This is a genomic window from Methylocaldum sp. (genome assembly GCF_039794385.1).
GTDB lineage: Bacteria > Pseudomonadota > Gammaproteobacteria > Methylococcales > Methylococcaceae > Methylocaldum.
On the sequence record NZ_JBDIVO010000086.1, the window covers coordinates 1 to 14925 of the forward strand.

Below are 14925 nucleotides of genomic sequence, written 5' to 3' on the forward strand. Positions count from 1 at the left end.
ACCCGTTCGGCCAGTATTGGTTGGCTTTGGTTTTGGATGCGAAAGGCGAACAGAAGAAAGCAGTGCGGTGGCTGCTCAAGGCGGCCGAAAACGGCGTGCCCGATGCGCAGTACCGCATGGCGCTGGCCGATCTGCAAGGCTTCGGGGTGGAGCGCAATCCTCAACAAGGGCTGCACTGGTGCGAACAGGCCGCGCGTCAAGGTCATGCCTACGCTCAAGTCTTGTTGGGCTCACTCTATGAGTCCGGCGTTTCGGTGACGCGCAACGAGCGCTTGGCTGAGGAGTGGTACCGAAAAGCGGCGTCGGTGTTGGAACCCATCGCGAACGGCGGTGATCCAAGGGCCCAGTTCCAACTCGCCGTACTCTACCGCGAAGGCAAGGGGGTCCCTAAGGACTTAGGAAAGATGAAGACCTGGCTGGACAAAGCCGCGGCCCAAGGGCATCAGGTGGCCCAGTTTGACTTGGCGACAGCCTACCTTCGCGGCGACGGTGTGGCGAAAGACCCGAATGAAGCCTTGCGCCTCTGGCGTGAGTTGGCGGAAGGAGGACAGCTTGAGGCCAAGGTGCGCTTAGGTCTCTTGCTGGCACAAGGCACTGACGTCCCGAAGAATGTCGACGAGGCCAAGCGATGGCTATTGGATGCCGGCGACGCCGGCAATCCGGACGTCACGGCGGAGGTCGGTTCGATGTTCCATTCCGGGACCGGACTGCCTCAGGATTACGCCCAAGCGCTCCGCCTTTATCGCAAGGCCGCCGAGCAGGGGCATACGACGGCCATGAATAATCTGGGGGTGATGTACAAGAAGGGCGAAGGGGTGCCCCCGGATTTCGTCGAGGCGGTGCGCTGGTATCGGCGGTCGGCGGAAAAGGGGGACAGGGAAGGACAGTTGAATCTTGGCCACGCGTATTTGAAGGGGGAAGGCGTCAAGCAGGATATCGCCTTGGCCGTTGAATGGACCCAAAAATCCGCCAATCAAGGGTTTGCTCCGGCGGAAACGAATATGGGAAATTTTTACGCTAGCGGCATGGGCGTACGGCAGAGCTCCCCCGAGGCGATGAAATGGTTTCGCAAGGCGGCCGATCAAGGTTACGCCGATGCGCAGGTCATGCTGGCTTTAGGAATGTTCCAAGGGGGGCGGGCGAACGCCACCGCAGCGCAACAAGCCATGGGCTTATTGCGTCGGGCGGCCGATCAAGGCTACCCGAAAGCCTACCATGTCATCGCCATGATTTACCGCGAGGGTGCGGCAGGCATCTCCAAGAGTTTGCCGGACGCTGTTAAATGGTTTCAGAAAGCGGCCGATCTGAAATTTCCCGAGGCGCTGTTGGAATTGGGCGGAATGAACGAAATCGGTTTAGGGGTCAGACAGGATTTGGGTCAAGCCGCCCGCTATTATCGGGAAGCGGCTGAACTTGGGCATGCCCAAAGCCAATACCGGTTATCGATTCTGTTGTTTAACGGGAAAGGCATGATCCAAAATCCTCAGGAGGGGTTTGTTTGGTTAAGAAAGGCTGCGGAACAAGGGTTTCCGGCGGCGCAAAGGGAGATGGGAAATACCTATCTCTACGGGACTGGCGGGGTCGCCAAAAACACGGCCGAAGCGACAAAGTGGTTCCACAAATTATCCGAAAGCGGTCAGGCGGATGGCGATTTCGGGATGGGGCTGATCTTCTTCGAGGAAGGAAAGCAGGAGGCCGCGAAATACCAGGAGGCCGCCAAGTGGATACGACGCGCAGCAGAGAAGAACCATGCCCATGCGCAAAACTACCTTGCCGTCATGTATGCCAACGGCTTGGGCCTCGAACGCGATCAAACGAAAGCCATCGCCTGGTTTCGAAAAGCAGCGGAACAAAACGAGGTCGCTGCCGAATATAGTCTTGGGCACATTCACGAACTCGGGTTGGGAGTTCCGGTTGATCGCAAAACAGCATTGGCGTGGTATCGGAAATCCGCAAGCCACGGGTATCAGCCGGCTGCCAACAAGGTCAGAATGCTGGAATCACAGCCACAATAGGGACAGGCTGGCGTGGGTTAACCCGGAGTGTTGCTTTAATCCTGTGTCACAGCGAATCCGCCTCGTCGGCAGCCCGAGCGCCACGGCGAGCTACTACCACGTGGACGGCCTCGGCTCATAGTGCCGGGCCCGGTACTATGACCCGACTGTTGGCCGCTTTACCGCCTGAGCTTACTCCCAACGGTCCCACAAGAAGCGGCGCCCGGCTTAATCTTTAGCGTCCACTTTTCCCGGCCGACCGCATATGGGCTCCTGCTTACCCGGATGGAACAAGCTGTGATCCGAGATGATATCCGTTCGACATAGGTGAGGGCCACGAGATAAACATCCAGCCGGCGGTCCCGGCCCTGATGCTAGTGAGCCAGGCACTCTGGCCAGATTTGTCGCCAATCCGCGCTTAAAGCGCCTGTGACGCCTTTCACCACATAGGGCACCCCAATCCGTTTCGGGGCGCTCGCCCGGCGCTTGAGGCAACGCTCGACCACCCGGCAGGCTTCCGCTTCATCCTGGACCATCACGACTTGGGTGCGACCCTTGGTGCCCACCCGCCCGTAGGTCGTCTCGACCATCCACGTGCCGAAGAGATCCTGTCCAACCGCCAACTGATACGCGCGTCGGATATTCCTGACCGGATCGCTGGCTTCCAGCCAAATGGAAAAGGTGATCATGGCATCGCTTTCTTAACCAAGGCTCCGCAGTATACGGGGCCGTAGCCGCACGCGTTAAGCGGAAAATGCAACCCTCCGTTCCACCTTGGGATGATTTCGGGATGAAGTGGCCTCCCTCTGCCGCGGTGGTAATACATCACAGCTTTTGTAGGCCGAACACGGTAGCGTCATGACGAGGCGCCAAGGGTTTAAGCCGCTTGGCCTTTGATCCGTCTATCGTCAACACGGAGAGTTAATTTGATGACAATCTTCGAGCCGCTGCCGCCCGCGGATAGCTTTCCCAAATTCCTGCTGATGGGGTTGGCGGTGTCCGCCACGACTTGGCTGGCTATCTGTCTGTTCGTGACGTTCATCCTGGTGCCCGATGACGTACGAAGCACGGTGCTCCATGGGACCTCGGCTAAGTGGCCTACGGTCGTTAATGCGACGGGCATCGATAATCCGGCTAGAGCGGCGCTGCCGCTGTGAATCGAATGGACTCCCGAGTGGCGCACGTCAGGTGCGATAGTGCCGGGTACGATCGGGGCGCATCGCCCCTCAAATGCAACTTTCCGTTCCACCCGCGCTTGACTTTAGGGGAAGGTAACCGATCGTTCCACAGTGGGTTGATCGCTAACCGGTGTTTGGTCATCCCATCGGGTTCAGTCGATGACAACCCGCAATAAGTGCGGATACTGATTCGCCACCAAGTATGGCTTTGCCAAAATGGCCTCGCCAACCACTACACGGACGAATCGCCCCGATCCATTCGGGGCTTTTTATGCCCACCACTTAGAGGCCGGCATGGTCAGTGCCCAACCTCAATTCAAAAGGAAAAACATGAATAAGGAGCATTCATGGCCTGGTGGGACTGGCTGTTTGCCGCGGTGATGGTGATCGGGATGATCGAATTCGGCGTGCTGATCTGGGCGGTTTACTTTAGACACCGCAAACCTCCGCGAAAATAAGGCTAGACATCGACCCCGCTCATTGGGACAGCCACTCAATCGAAGCAGGACCAGCATCCTGCCTTACATTCCGAGTTTGTCATGTGCATTACCCGAGCCTTCAAGAACGGCAAATCCGTTCGGATTCCGGGCGATCTCGCCTATGAACGCGCGGACATCGATCTGGAAATCGAACGGGTGGAGGATGAAATCCGTATTCGGCCCGCCCGTCGGTCGCTCGCTCGCGTGTTAGCCAAGTTCGCCCGGTTTTCTTCGGATTTCATGGCCGAGGGCCGGGGTGACCAGGAGCAAGCGGACCGGGATTCCATTTTTATGAGGCGCTAATAACCCGTTTCCTCAGCCATGGCTCAAGATGAGCCATATCGAACGTGCTGGTTTCGAACATCCGCATCATATCGGCATAAAGGTCCATCGGTGCACCATTGATCCGATGACCGTTGATGCGAAGAAAGACATCGGTGGCGGCAAAGGCGATCCGCTTGTTGCCGTCAAGAAAGGGGTGATTGATCGCCAGGCTTTCCAAAAGCGCGGCCGCTTCGGCGACAATGTCGGCATAGTAGCCGGTCTGCGGACGAAACAAGGCCGCTTCGAGCGCTCCAGGATCACGGATGCCGGACACGCCGCCGTAGCGTTGCATCAACACCGAGTGCATCGCCAGCACATCGGCAACGGTCAGGTAATCCCGTTCCGTCACTTTGCAAGTTCTTTATATAGGCTATCGAACTCACTCAGGCTTTGCGCGAAAGCATCTAATACGTGGCGGCGGGGGCGTCCCTTTTCCTTGCGCTCGATGTATTCCCTCAAGGCTTCATCAAGCACGGCCTGGAACTGTCGGCCCTCGGACTCGGCAATGCGTCGCAGTGCGGCCAGGACTTCCGGGGCGGCTTGCGATGAGAATTTTTCACGAATTGCGGCGGCCATGAAATCTTTTCGTCATGATGCGTCTGGAAGGATCATGATACGCTGACTAGATTGAAGGCTCTAGCGTATCCGTAGCCTCCTTTGTTACTTGAACGGGATGACCTTCTCGATTGGTCTTCAATCGGGTGAACTGGTTGCCGTGGCAAGACTCAATGCCAACTAGGGTGAAGGACTTTGCAAAGTATCCCGGCGTTGTCACCGAAAATGGGCGGGCGGTTTTAGAAGAACACCGAAGCTCGACGCTCGATGGACGGGTGATTCATTCATGAATACGCACGGGGGACAAGGCAGGGTATGACCGCGCTGTCGTGGAGTGGAGGCGCCAAGCGCAGCGTTGGACAACAACGCAGTCACCTTTAGTGTAGACCGGGTTTTGGGAAAGGCAAGGCGACGCTCGCCAACTGAATTCGTGCGGTTCACACGTTGAAACACGCTAAAATGAGTCAACCCGTTTGGGATGAGCGACATTCAACCGAAACAGCCCCCGAAAAACGATGACCCCTGAAGCAGAACAACGGGCCCTCGATTTGAATCCGGCCTTCAAAACCTATTGTGAATCGCTTTATGCCTCATAGGTCAAGGAGAACCCACCACCAAAGCCTTTGGCCTTCAATCCGAACTGGATGTTCGATCGTTGCGAGGCGTTGGCCGAGAAATGGGATCAGTACATTAAGCCCCTCGCCGAAGCGTGGTGGGCCGAGCGGGGTCCAGCGCCACACCGAACCTTGTTCGGTGGATGTGCTGGACGGGCCTTCACCGAACTAGCGGCAACCTGCATGGCCTCGATTTTTAGCTTCACCTGTTCCTGTTGCGGGCAAGTTCATGAAGGCTCGCCGAGCTTTGCCTTTCGGGCACCGGATCCTTTTCTTGAACAACCGTCCGAAGTCCAGGCCGCCGGTGAATTGACCAGCGATTTGTGCTGGTATGATGACGAAGACGGGCGGCATTTCTTCATTCGGGTCTGCCTCGAAATTCCAATTGTCGGCATCCATCAGCCTTTTCTCTGGGGCGTCTGGGTGTCCGTAAGCGAGAAGAGCTTCGCTCGCTATGTAGAAACCTATGAGGCACCCGACCTCGGCGACCGCTATTTCGGTTGGTTTTGCAATTATTTGCCGTACTACCCCAACACCTATGGGTTGAAGACGATGGCGCGCCCGCGCGCCGGCAACCAGCGGCCGTCCATCGTTCCGGAGGAATCCGACCATCCCTTGTCGGTCGACTTCCACCAGGGGATTACGATCGAACGGGCTCAGGCGATCGCCGAAGCGGCCATGCACCGCGTGCAAGGCGGTTTGGATGAAAAGCGCCATTAGGCGTTTCGTCGATGGATAACCCGACGCGCCCTTTCCAGTCTATGTTGCGCTGTTTATGATTCGTGAACGATCACAATCAACGAGCAGCGAATAGCCCATGGAAAGCACGAAACGATTACCCACTCCATTCTTCGGTACTAGGCCGCCCACGCCATTGCAATCTTTGGCTGACAAAAAAATAAACCAACGCTGACAAGCGATTTGCAGGCGCTTCATCGACAATATGTCACGCAAAGGTGACGGATGCGTGACCTCCGATGACATCATCGGGATGCGGCTGCCCATAGCCCGTCGCGTAGCGGATGCGTATGAAAACAACCGGCCCATTGAGTGGGTCGTCATGAGGAATGGAAGAGAGGAATCAGATGTCGAATGTAGCGTTAAAGCTATTGGTGGGAATCGTCGGACTGGCGGCCGGCGAGAGTTACGCCTTCGTGGTCGATGGCGGCATGGAAATCACGGCCAGGCAAACTTACGTAATTGGCGCGGGCAGCAGCGTCACATATACCCCGCCCCTCGGTTTGGTCGTTTCCGGTCCATCCAGCGATGAGCCGTCGCAACCACAAACCTATACACTGACAGGGCGATTCGACATTGAGTTCTATCGCTATTGGTGGCGGTCCGAAATTTCTATGGATGGCGGTACGCTCGAAGACACGACGGAACAATTCTGGGCACAGCTGATAAGCACCGAGCTTTATGGCGCCGAAAGCTTGCCGGAGTTCGATCTACCCCGTTTTTCTCTTCAGGTCATCGGCGACACCTTGTACGGCAATTCTGGTCCCTGTTTCGGGCCTATGCCGCCCAATACCTATTGCACGGGCTTCTCGACGGGCCTTCCGAGTGAGTTGACGGGGATTTTTCAAGGGCAGGCCCTTCAGCTGGATGGCCTCACGCCCGCCGGGCTCTTCTGGGGAGCAGGGTACAGTTATCATATCAACGCTGTCGCAGCCGTTCCTCTGCCTTCCACCCTGGCCTTATTGGTGAGCGGTGTCGCTGGCCTGCTTGGTTGGAGGAGACGCACGGCGTAGTCGTTCCGGCCGCTAGCACGACGGGCGCCGCCGGCAACGGATCCCAAACGGGCAGCGTATTCCACCATGGCTGTTACTGTGGCCAGCCAGAGGTATTGCTAATCAGCTGCCATCCCGGTCCGCTGAGCCCACGCGAGGTCTCGTGGACGGATTCGATGGCTGCCCTTGCCGGGGGGTTATCCGTTTCCGGCACGCTATATCTCTTCGAAACATGGGGCCGATGATTCGTTTTTGAAACACTTGCGAACACTTATCCACTGCCTAGTCTTGATGGTGTGACGACATGTCGGCTTTGGCTGACATCGTGTCAATAAGTCATTGATTCATCGTTCTGTAATACATGAATCTCGAAAAATCAAGTACATGGTACAAAAATGACCCGAAGGGTTACGGTTGATCAGAACGTAATCAGCTGAACAAGAAGCCTGATACGATGGGAGACGGCCCGGTTTATCCCCGCACTTATCCACAGGGTTTTCCACGGGAATTGTGGATAGTAATGTCGCGTATTACCCTACCCGGGAATTTCTGTTAAGGCATGGTGGCGGTGGAGTTGATATGTGTGGTCGTTTCGCCCAATACACCAACCCTCAAACCCTGGCGCGGCGGTTCGAAGTTTCGGAGGCGAAGATCCGGATTTTCAGCACCCAGCCGCGGTATAACGTGGCGCCGACGCAGCCGGTCCTGGCGGTGCGGCTCGATGACGAAGGCGGGCGGGAATTGGTGTCGCTCACCTGGGGCCTCCTGCCCTTCTGGGCAAAAGAGTCCAAGCTAACCTACTCCACTATCAATGCCCGGGCGGAAACCGTGGCCGAAAAGCCGGCCTACCGGCAGCCGTTTCGAAAGCGCCGGGCTTTAATTCCTGCGGACCTTTTTTATGAGTGGCGAGCCGAGGAAACAGGGAAACAGCCTTATGCGGTCGGGCTTCAATCCGGCGAGCCGTTCGCCCTGGCAGGGCTTTGGGACCGCTGGGAAGGCGAGGGGCAACGCATCGAATCGTGCACCATTATCGTAACCCAAGCGAATCCCCTGATGGCGACGATCCACGATCGCATGCCGGTGATCCTACCCCCCGTCCAGCAATGATGCGTGGCTGGATCCTGAAACCTCGCTGGAAGCCGCCCAAGCGTTGTTGCAGCCCTATGCGGCCGAGCCCATGCGCCTGTACCGCGTCAGTCTTCGGGTGAACAATCCAAAAAACGATGGTTCTTCCATCGTAGAGCCTCAGCCGTAATAGGTGGAAGGGAAGGAGGGTCCATCACCCCGTTGGGGCTTCACTCGTCGCTGATCGCGCCGATACCGGCCATCACACCATTTCCAAGGGAGTTTGCCTTTCACGCTGTAATCCATGGCTGACGCCAAAATAAGCCTCGGCTTACAAGCGATTAACATGCCATTCATGGACAATATGTAACTCACGGGTGACGGATTCTTTGTCTCCGATTACCTGATCGGGTCGGAATCGCCCGTCGATCGATCATTCTTGTCTTGTTAAGCCCTCGGGAGAGGCATTGAAATGAGCGTTGATGCCATTGGAGACCCAATCATTGATCCTTCGAGTGATGAGAATTTCGGCGACCTAGTCTTTGGCGTTCGGATCCTACCCGCGATGGACGACCACTACCGGCGCCCTATGGCCGCAAGCTACGAGGTAGAACTGCTTGCTCATGGCGGCCTGCGTGTTAGGCAGGAGGTTCGATGACCAACGAACAGTTCGAAGCTCTGGTCGGCAGACTCGAGCATCAAGCGCAGAGCAAGCCGGGTCGCTATCGGTTGAAGGTGTTCCTGCTGGCGATGCTTGGCAACACCTATGTCGGTGCGATGCTGTTGTTGATCATTGCACTGATGGCGGTGCTGCTTGCATCGATCATGGTGCTCAAGGCTTTTGCCGTAAAGCTGATCATCCTCGTCGGCTTCTTCCTCTGGATGATCGTCAAGGCGCTGTGGGTAAAGATTGACCCGCCGGTGGGTACCGAAATCAAGCCTAGGGAGGCACCTGAGCTGTTCGCCATGATCGATGGGTTGCGCCGCCAGTTGAGCGCGCCACGCTTTCACCATGTTCTGATCACCGATGATTTCAACGCCGGCGTGGTGCAATCGCCGCGCCTGGGCATCTTTGGCTGGCCTAGAAACTACCTGCTCATCGGCTTGCCCCTGATGAAAACGTTGACCGAGGAGCAGTTCAAGGCCGTGCTCGCGCATGAATTCGGGCATCTCGCCAAGGGGCACGGGCGGGTGTCGAATTGGATCTACCGTCAGCGCGTGCGTTGGGGGCGCCTTCTGGCCGTTCTGGACGCTACCGAGAGCAAGGGCAGCTTTCTCTTCAAGCCTTTTCTGACCTGGTTCGCGCCCTACTTCAATGCCTATTCTTTCCCAATGGCCCGGGCAAACGAATACGAGGCCGATGCCACGTCCGCCCGGATCACATCGCCGCAGGCGGCAGCCGCGGCCCTCACCAGCGTCAATGTCGTCGGCAGCTATTTGGCCGAGCGATACTGGCCGCAGATCTATAAACAAGCCGACGAACAGCCGCAACCCGGCTTTGCACCCTATTTCGGCCTAGGCCAGGGGGTTGCCACGGAACTGGACGACGTATCGGTCCAAGCGTGGCTGGATCAGGCGATCGCCCGGCCAACGGACTTGGCGGATACCCACCCCGCACTGAGTGATCGTCTCAAGGCGATCGGCGCGCCTCCGCGCTTGGCCCTTCCGGCCGTGGGCCAGGCCGCCGACCGACTCCTCGGCGACGCGCTGCAAGCGATTACCGAGAGTTTTGACCGACGTTGGACGGACCACATCTTGCCTTCCTGGGAGGAGCGCTATCGGCAGGTTCAGGACGACCGCCGGCAACTGGCCGAATTAAACGCACGACTCGAGGACGGGTCGGAACTGACGGTGCAGGAGGCATACGATCGCGCAAGACTGACCGAAACCATCGGCGATGATGTCGATGATGCCCTGGCCCAGTTCCGAGCCCTGCATCAACGCGCCCCGGACAATGCACTGGCCTGCTTCGGCTTGGGCGTTCGCCTACTGAGTCGTGATGATGCCAATGGCTGTGCGTTGGTCGAACACGCTATGAGTCTCGATGAGAACATGATCGTGAACGGCTGCGAGCAGCTGCGTGACTACCACTGGCGTAACGGTAGAAAGGACGAGGCTCATGCCTGGCACCAGCGTCTGGTCGAACGTTCGCAGCTACTGGAGGCCGCCATTGAGGAGCGCAGCCAAGTGTGGTTGGGCGACCGATTCGAGCGCCATGGGCTTCCTGAGGACGTCGTCGATGAACTGCGCGCTGCCCTAATGGCCATACCGGGGTTGCGCAAGGCATACTTTGTAAGAAAGCGCGTCGAGCACCTCGCGCATCTGCCTTGCTATGTGTTGGGTTATCGCGTCACGGGTTTTTTTCAGCTGCACAGCAAGCGGCGTGCGATGGAGGTTTTACGCCAGATTCAGGAATCGGTGCCTTTCCCTGGCGAGACGTTGATCATTAACGTGGAAGGTGCCAATTATCGGTTTCGCAGAAAGTTCCGATGGATGCGCGGGGCAAGGATTCTGTGATTTCGGCACAAGGGCTCAGACCAATGTTGAATATCGGAGCGGGAGGAAGAACGCCATGAAGCGTCGTGAATCACGTACGACCGTCAGATCGGTGGCCCAGACTCAGCCGGCCTCGCTAGGACAAACGCCATAGCGGTTCTTGCCGTTGGCCTTGCAATGATACATGGCGCGGTCGGCCTTCCGGATTAACGACTCCAACTCTTTGCCATGGGTCGGATAAAGGGCGATGCCGATGCTCGCGCCCAAGGGAATACCCTCCAGGAGGGGCTCAGAGAGCGTATCCAGGTGCCGGAGGATTTTGTCCGCGACAGCGGCGGAGGGCTGTTCGTCCGGCAATTCGTTCAGCAGGATGATGAACTCATCCCCACCATTCCGGACCACCGTGTCCGTGTCGCGCACGGCCTGGCGAAGCTGTTGGGCTACGGAGCAGAGGATCCGATCGCCGGCGTGATGCCCCAATCGGTCGTTAACCGTCTTGAACCCATCGAGATCGATCAAAAGTAGCGCGATCCGGTACTGATGCCGGCGCGCGCCCGCCCGGGCCTGTTCAAAACGCTCCAGTAAGAGCAAGCGATTTCCAAGCCCAGTTAGCGGATCGTGCAGCGCTATTTTCCGCTGGTGCTCGATTTCCTGGGACAGGCGGCGGGTTCTTTGTCGAAACTGGATGACTCCTAATACCCCGAGCACTGCTACGCTGGCGAGAAAGGCTATGTCCCAGGCGAGATAGACCCTGAGCGTTTCGTCCGCCGTGCTGGGCGCGGTGATGCCGAACCAGTGATCATATATCTCGTCATAGCGCCCGCTCGCCTTGATGATAGTCAGTCCTTCGTTGAATTGGCCCAGAAGTTCCGGATGGCCTTTGGCGAGCGCGATGCATTTTTGGGTCGGGAACAACGGTTCTCCGACTGGAATGACATTGGCGATGTGGTTCTGGCGGATCAAGTAGAGGCCCTGCAGGTAGGGAATCAAGGCCGCATCGAACTGTCCGGCCTCAAGGCCGAGGAGGGCCTCGCTTAAGCTGGGGACGGCTGTTACGGACGCGCCTTGGGCGCTCCAGCGATCGTGCATCAGGTCACTGTTTTGTACTACCAGCCGGGCCGCAGTCAGGTCCTCGAGACGCTGGAAGGTAGAGCCGCGCGGAACGAACAGGTGATGGTGCAGCTGAAGATAGGGACTGGTGAAATTCACGTTGCGAGTGCGATCGGCGGAATAAAACATGCCGACCACCCCATCGAGGCGCTGATTTTCAAGATCCTGGCGCAAGGTTTTCCACGCATCGGTGCGGATCGTGATCTTGAGCCCCATCACCTCGGCCGCGGCCCGGGCGACATCGACGTCGAACCCTATCGGCCGGTCGGCACCATCCAGAAACTGGTAAGGCGGATAATCGCGGTCGCTGCCCATGACCCAGACCTTGTCTTCCGCTGGGATCGGTTCGGCGGCGTGGATCGATTGAAACGTCAACAGGGCAAGGCAGGTGAATCGGTTGAGAGATGCGAAGAAAGCCAAGGGGCGTCCGGCCGTTTTAGGTTGAAGCAAGATTTGGGTTAAGGACATCCCGTTCCTTTCCCGCCGAAACACGTTTAGTCGAGCAACGTTGGCGGGGTGGCGCTGTCATAGTTCGAGGCGCAAATCGTTCTGCCGGTTTCGCGGCATGCCATAATACCCGGTTATAAAACCAAATGCCCGGCAGGATGACATTATGACGATCATAATAACACTGTCAATGTCATTTTGTCATTCTAAATGAAAATATTTCCTCGATCGGAGATTTCTCCTTGTTATGATCCGATGCCATCTCTCCCGTGTTATGGGCGAGCACAAAATGAAAATTGCCGATGTAGCCCGGGCAACCGGACTGCATCGAAACACCGTTACCCTGTTGTACCAGGAGAAAGCGGTCCGCATCGAGTTGGACGCGATGGAACAGCTTTGCAAACTGTTTAACTGTTCGGTTGGCGATCTTTTTGAATATATTCCGGATGAACCAGACGACCAGTGCGTGACGAAAAACTAAGCGTACTCGATCGCCCTTACCACCGGCAGCTGATCCCAACGGCTGGTGTAGGCCGGCGAAAGATGTCCGCGGCGCATCTCCAATTCTGTTTAACGTCATTCTGTTTGACGCCTTCGGCGGCAATCCAGAGGGTGCCCCGGCCCAGCTTTTGGTTGAGCTGATCGAGGGTGGCCATGAGTTGCGCCCGGTCGGTTCGCGGGTTGATGCTGGTGGTGGGATCGGAAAACGCTGAAAAGAGATCGCAAAGAGATCGCCTTGTTCTACGGTGGCCGCCGAAAAATCGAGCAGCATGACCCCGGCTTTTTGGTAGCGGTACCCCGGTTTATAGAGATGCTTCAATCCCGAGAGGGCCGCCCGGATCAGGATTCGGGTGTCCGCACTGGGTGAGGCCAGCCGAAGGGTCATCGAAGGATGGTATTGCGGCTCTTTGACGTTAAAAGGGTTGGTCTGCAAAAAGACCGTGAGGGCGCCGGTGCAAGAAGCTTGGGCTCTCAGCTTTTCGGCGGCGCGAGCGGTATACGCACTCACCGCTTGAGTGAGTTCCTCCAAGGTGGTGACCGGCTGACCGAAACTCCGTGAGGAGATGATCTGCTGCTTCGGTGGTGGGGCCTCTTCGAACTCGATGCAGGGAGTTCCACGAAGTTCCAGTGCGGTGCGTTCCAGCACTACCGAGAAGTGCTGACGGATCCAACCGGGATCGACCTGTTTCAGATCGCGCGCCGACCGAATGCCGAGATTCTGAAGCTTTTGCGCCCAGCGGGCGCCGACGCCCCAGACATCCCCCACCGCGAGCCGAGCGAGATAGCTGTCCTGCAGCGATTCGGGTAGGTCCAGAAGATTGCACACGCCATGCGCCTTGAAGTCGGGGTGGTTCTTGGCCAGCCGGTTGGCCGCCTTGGCGAGGGTCTTGGTGCTGCCGATTCCGACCCCCACCGGAATGCCGACCCAGCGCTTCACCCGCTGTCGAAGGTCACGCGCCAAGGTCGTCAGATCGAACCGGTGAAACCCGGTCCATTCGATAAAGGACTCGTCGATCGAATAAATCTCCTGCCGATCGGAAAACTGGCCGATCACGCTCATCATGCGCTGGCTGAGATCGGCATAGAGCCCGTAATTCGAGGAGTAGGCAATACCGCCGGCGCGCTCGAAATCTTTCTGGATCTGAAAGTAGGGCGCGGCCATGGGGACGCCCAGGGCTTTTGCTTCCTCCGAACGCGCGACGCAACAGCCGTCATTATTGGACAGCACCACTACCGGCCGCCCTTCGAGTTTCGGGTTGAACACCCGCTCGCAGGAGACGTAAAACGAATTGCCGTCGATCAGGGCAAAGGCGGATTGAGATCGGCGTCCGCTTGCATTTGAATCAGATTCGGAACCGGGGTTCATCAAGGGATGAGTCCGAAAGTTTCTGACGCCTCTCCATCAGTTTCTGAAAGGATTGGCGCTTTTCCGAGACTTTTTGCTGAATCTGAGGGAAACGGATGGTTTTGAATGGATTGTCTGGATAGTCTTCAATAGGGATTGCCTGAAGCGTATCTAGCTGATAGCGATAGTGGGCAAAGCGCGCCGAGTCACGAATGGAAAAACGACCGATTCGCTCTGCTAAAGCATACGTATCATCGATTCGATTGCGCCGAATAAGATCGGCCAGGAAGGCCCGAGCAATCAAAATACTCAGTCGCGCCTGCTCAATGCCGGCCAGATTTCTTTTCGATGGATAGAATGCCAAATTAGCAATTTTGCTCTCAAGACATTGGACCGGATGAAGGATCTTTAGGCGGTGTTGGTTTAGGTTGAGGGTCACCGCGCGCCGGGCAATGTCATCTGAATCAAGACCAGTAATGGCATATAAATAGTCAATCTCTATGGGATCGGGGTGCCCTGGAAGATCGAGCGCTATTTTGCCGCTGTTTGGTGTTGGGTCATCTAGATTGGGTAGATAGAGGCGGGCTGCATAGCGAATTAGCTTTTCGCTGGCCTGTTCGGCCGCATCGCTGTCTCCGAGAAAGTCGATGTCGCTGGAAAGAACCGGTAAATTCGGTGTGAGATGATAAAACTGGGCCCACAAGGCAACGGCTTGGCCACCGATCAAAACAGCGTCTTGATCGCCAATTTGAGCGATCAGATCTAAAACTTCTTCACGGCTTAGCCCAGTCGTCATCCCAGCATCCCCAATCGATGATTTGAGCCTTCTGAATCAACTCCGCGGGAATGAAAGCGGCCTCCTTAAAATTCTCCCTCGCGTCTTTAACCCTTGAAAAATAGTCGAGCTGTTTTTGGGTCTTTTGCTCCCGGTAATCCGCCGGTAATGGATGGATCGTTCGATTCATGGGTGCCCCTGAGAAGGTGATACCAGGTTCATTAGTAGGATCCCAGTATACCGTTTCGTCATCAAAAGATGAGTCAAACCGCATGGATCACGTGCTTCACGACACCCCAGATGTCGCAATCG

Annotated in this window: 15 protein-coding genes and 3 pseudogenes; 8 read left to right on the forward strand and 10 right to left on the reverse strand. The window is 56.9% G+C overall.

Annotation, left to right across the window (positions count from 1 at the left end):
- Window positions 1-2015: hypothetical protein (locus ABJK70_RS09740; protein ID WP_347257882.1), on the forward strand; the 2015-nt coding region annotated here is incomplete at its 5' end.
- Window positions 2016-2368: 353 nt separating this feature from the next.
- Here ABJK70_RS09740 and ABJK70_RS09745 read toward each other — a convergent pair.
- The gene (locus tag ABJK70_RS09745; protein ID WP_086134656.1) at window positions 2369-2683 is read right to left on the reverse strand and encodes a WGR domain-containing protein; all 315 of its coding nucleotides are present in this window, start codon (window positions 2681-2683) and stop codon (window positions 2369-2371) included.
- Window positions 2684-2920: 237 nt separating this feature from the next.
- Between ABJK70_RS09745 and ABJK70_RS09750 the strand changes: the two genes are divergently transcribed.
- Together ABJK70_RS09750 and ABJK70_RS09755 are read left to right on the forward strand one after the other, a co-directional pair.
- Window positions 2921-3151: a hypothetical protein gene (locus ABJK70_RS09750; protein WP_139841106.1), complete on the forward strand. Its 231-nt coding sequence runs from the start codon at window positions 2921-2923 to the stop codon at window positions 3149-3151.
- 560 nt (window positions 3152-3711) lie between these two features.
- Window positions 3712-3954 carry a hypothetical protein gene (locus ABJK70_RS09755; RefSeq protein WP_347257883.1) on the forward strand — a complete coding sequence of 81 codons (243 nt, stop codon included), beginning with the start codon at window positions 3712-3714 and terminating at the stop codon, window positions 3952-3954.
- Here the strand turns inward: ABJK70_RS09755 and ABJK70_RS09760 are convergent.
- A complete protein-coding gene (locus ABJK70_RS09760; protein ID WP_086134654.1) occupies window positions 3941-4324 on the reverse strand; it encodes a type II toxin-antitoxin system death-on-curing family toxin in 384 nt (127 codons plus the stop codon). The genes ABJK70_RS09755 and ABJK70_RS09760 overlap by 14 nt on opposite strands.
- Entirely contained in the window at window positions 4321-4551 is a 231-nt protein-coding gene (locus tag ABJK70_RS09765) for a hypothetical protein (protein WP_086134653.1), read from the reverse strand. The genes ABJK70_RS09760 and ABJK70_RS09765 overlap by 4 nt, the downstream gene beginning before the upstream one ends.
- A gap of 776 nt (window positions 4552-5327) precedes the next feature.
- Between ABJK70_RS09765 and ABJK70_RS09770 the strand changes: the two genes are divergently transcribed.
- The gene (locus ABJK70_RS09770) at window positions 5328-5864 is read left to right on the forward strand and encodes a DUF2199 domain-containing protein (RefSeq protein WP_086134651.1); all 537 of its coding nucleotides are present in this window, start codon (window positions 5328-5330) and stop codon (window positions 5862-5864) included.
- 39 nt (window positions 5865-5903) lie between these two features.
- Here ABJK70_RS09770 and ABJK70_RS09775 read toward each other — a convergent pair whose 3' ends face one another.
- A complete protein-coding gene (locus ABJK70_RS09775; RefSeq protein WP_139841105.1) occupies window positions 5904-6149 on the reverse strand; it encodes a hypothetical protein in 246 nt (81 codons plus the stop codon).
- An 80-nt stretch (window positions 6150-6229) separates the two neighbouring features.
- Here ABJK70_RS09775 and ABJK70_RS09780 point away from each other — a divergent pair, with 80 nt between their 5' ends.
- The 3 genes from ABJK70_RS09780 to ABJK70_RS09790 all read left to right on the forward strand — a co-directional run bounded on the left by ABJK70_RS09780 (window position 6230) and on the right by ABJK70_RS09790 (window position 10456).
- Complete coding sequence (locus tag ABJK70_RS09780; RefSeq protein WP_347257884.1) at window positions 6230-6895, forward strand: PEP-CTERM sorting domain-containing protein; 666 nt, start codon at window positions 6230-6232, stop codon at window positions 6893-6895.
- A gap of 558 nt (window positions 6896-7453) precedes the next feature.
- Window positions 7454-7981 carry an SOS response-associated peptidase gene (locus tag ABJK70_RS09785; RefSeq protein ID WP_347257885.1) on the forward strand — a complete coding sequence of 176 codons (528 nt, stop codon included), beginning with the start codon at window positions 7454-7456 and terminating at the stop codon, window positions 7979-7981.
- A 612-nt stretch (window positions 7982-8593) separates the two neighbouring features.
- On the forward strand, window positions 8594-10456 hold the full coding sequence (locus ABJK70_RS09790; RefSeq protein ID WP_347257886.1) for a M48 family metalloprotease: 1863 nt from the start codon (window positions 8594-8596) through the stop codon (window positions 10454-10456).
- 102 nt (window positions 10457-10558) lie between these two features.
- Here ABJK70_RS09790 and ABJK70_RS09795 read toward each other — a convergent pair whose 3' ends face one another.
- Window positions 10559-12013, reverse strand: coding sequence for a diguanylate cyclase (locus tag ABJK70_RS09795; RefSeq protein WP_347257887.1), 1455 nt, complete (start codon window positions 12011-12013; stop codon window positions 10559-10561).
- A 268-nt stretch (window positions 12014-12281) separates the two neighbouring features.
- Between ABJK70_RS09795 and ABJK70_RS09800 the strand changes: the two genes are divergently transcribed.
- On the forward strand, window positions 12282-12473 hold the full coding sequence (locus ABJK70_RS09800; protein ID WP_240507034.1) for a helix-turn-helix transcriptional regulator: 192 nt from the start codon (window positions 12282-12284) through the stop codon (window positions 12471-12473).
- Between the two features lie 45 nt (window positions 12474-12518).
- Here ABJK70_RS09800 and ABJK70_RS09805 read toward each other — a convergent pair.
- From ABJK70_RS09805 to ABJK70_RS09825, 5 genes and pseudogenes are all read right to left on the reverse strand, one after another.
- Window positions 12519-12572, reverse strand: a pseudogene (locus ABJK70_RS09805) (hypothetical protein); the annotation flags it as partial.
- A 32-nt stretch (window positions 12573-12604) separates the two neighbouring features.
- Window positions 12605-12648 (reverse strand): annotated as a pseudogene (locus ABJK70_RS09810) (hypothetical protein); the annotation flags it as partial.
- Between the two features lie 131 nt (window positions 12649-12779).
- A pseudogene (locus tag ABJK70_RS09815) lies at window positions 12780-13859 on the reverse strand (Y-family DNA polymerase); the annotation flags it as partial.
- Entirely contained in the window at window positions 13837-14634 is a 798-nt protein-coding gene (locus ABJK70_RS09820) for a hypothetical protein (protein ID WP_347257888.1), read from the reverse strand. The pseudogene ABJK70_RS09815 and the gene ABJK70_RS09820, both read right to left, overlap by 23 nt.
- Entirely contained in the window at window positions 14612-14803 is a 192-nt protein-coding gene (locus ABJK70_RS09825; RefSeq protein ID WP_347257889.1) for a hypothetical protein, read from the reverse strand. Before ABJK70_RS09825 ends, ABJK70_RS09820 begins: the two co-directional genes overlap by 23 nt.
- Window positions 14804-14925: the final 122 nt, after the last annotated feature.

Bases quoted from the DNA above. Each gene is read 5' to 3' on its own strand.
- ABJK70_RS09745 (WP_086134656.1), bottom strand. From the start codon at position 2,683: ATGATCACCTTTTCCATTTGGCTGGAAGCCAGCGATCCGGTCAGGAAT.
- ABJK70_RS09755 (WP_347257883.1), top strand. From the start codon at position 3,712: ATGTGCATTACCCGAGCCTTCAAGAACGGCAAATCCGTTCGGATTCCG.
- ABJK70_RS09765 (WP_086134653.1), bottom strand. From the start codon at position 4,551: ATGGCCGCCGCAATTCGTGAAAAATTCTCATCGCAAGCCGCCCCGGAA.
- ABJK70_RS09770 (WP_086134651.1), top strand. From the start codon at position 5,328: ATGGCCTCGATTTTTAGCTTCACCTGTTCCTGTTGCGGGCAAGTTCAT.
- ABJK70_RS09775 (WP_139841105.1), bottom strand. From the start codon at position 6,149: ATGGGCAGCCGCATCCCGATGATGTCATCGGAGGTCACGCATCCGTCA.
- ABJK70_RS09780 (WP_347257884.1), top strand. From the start codon at position 6,230: ATGTCGAATGTAGCGTTAAAGCTATTGGTGGGAATCGTCGGACTGGCG.
- ABJK70_RS09785 (WP_347257885.1), top strand. From the start codon at position 7,454: ATGTGTGGTCGTTTCGCCCAATACACCAACCCTCAAACCCTGGCGCGG.
- ABJK70_RS09790 (WP_347257886.1), top strand. From the start codon at position 8,594: ATGACCAACGAACAGTTCGAAGCTCTGGTCGGCAGACTCGAGCATCAA.
- ABJK70_RS09795 (WP_347257887.1), bottom strand. From the start codon at position 12,013: ATGTCCTTAACCCAAATCTTGCTTCAACCTAAAACGGCCGGACGCCCC.
- ABJK70_RS09800 (WP_240507034.1), top strand. From the start codon at position 12,282: ATGAAAATTGCCGATGTAGCCCGGGCAACCGGACTGCATCGAAACACC.
- ABJK70_RS09820 (WP_347257888.1), bottom strand. From the start codon at position 14,634: ATGACGACTGGGCTAAGCCGTGAAGAAGTTTTAGATCTGATCGCTCAA.
- ABJK70_RS09825 (WP_347257889.1), bottom strand. From the start codon at position 14,803: ATGAATCGAACGATCCATCCATTACCGGCGGATTACCGGGAGCAAAAG.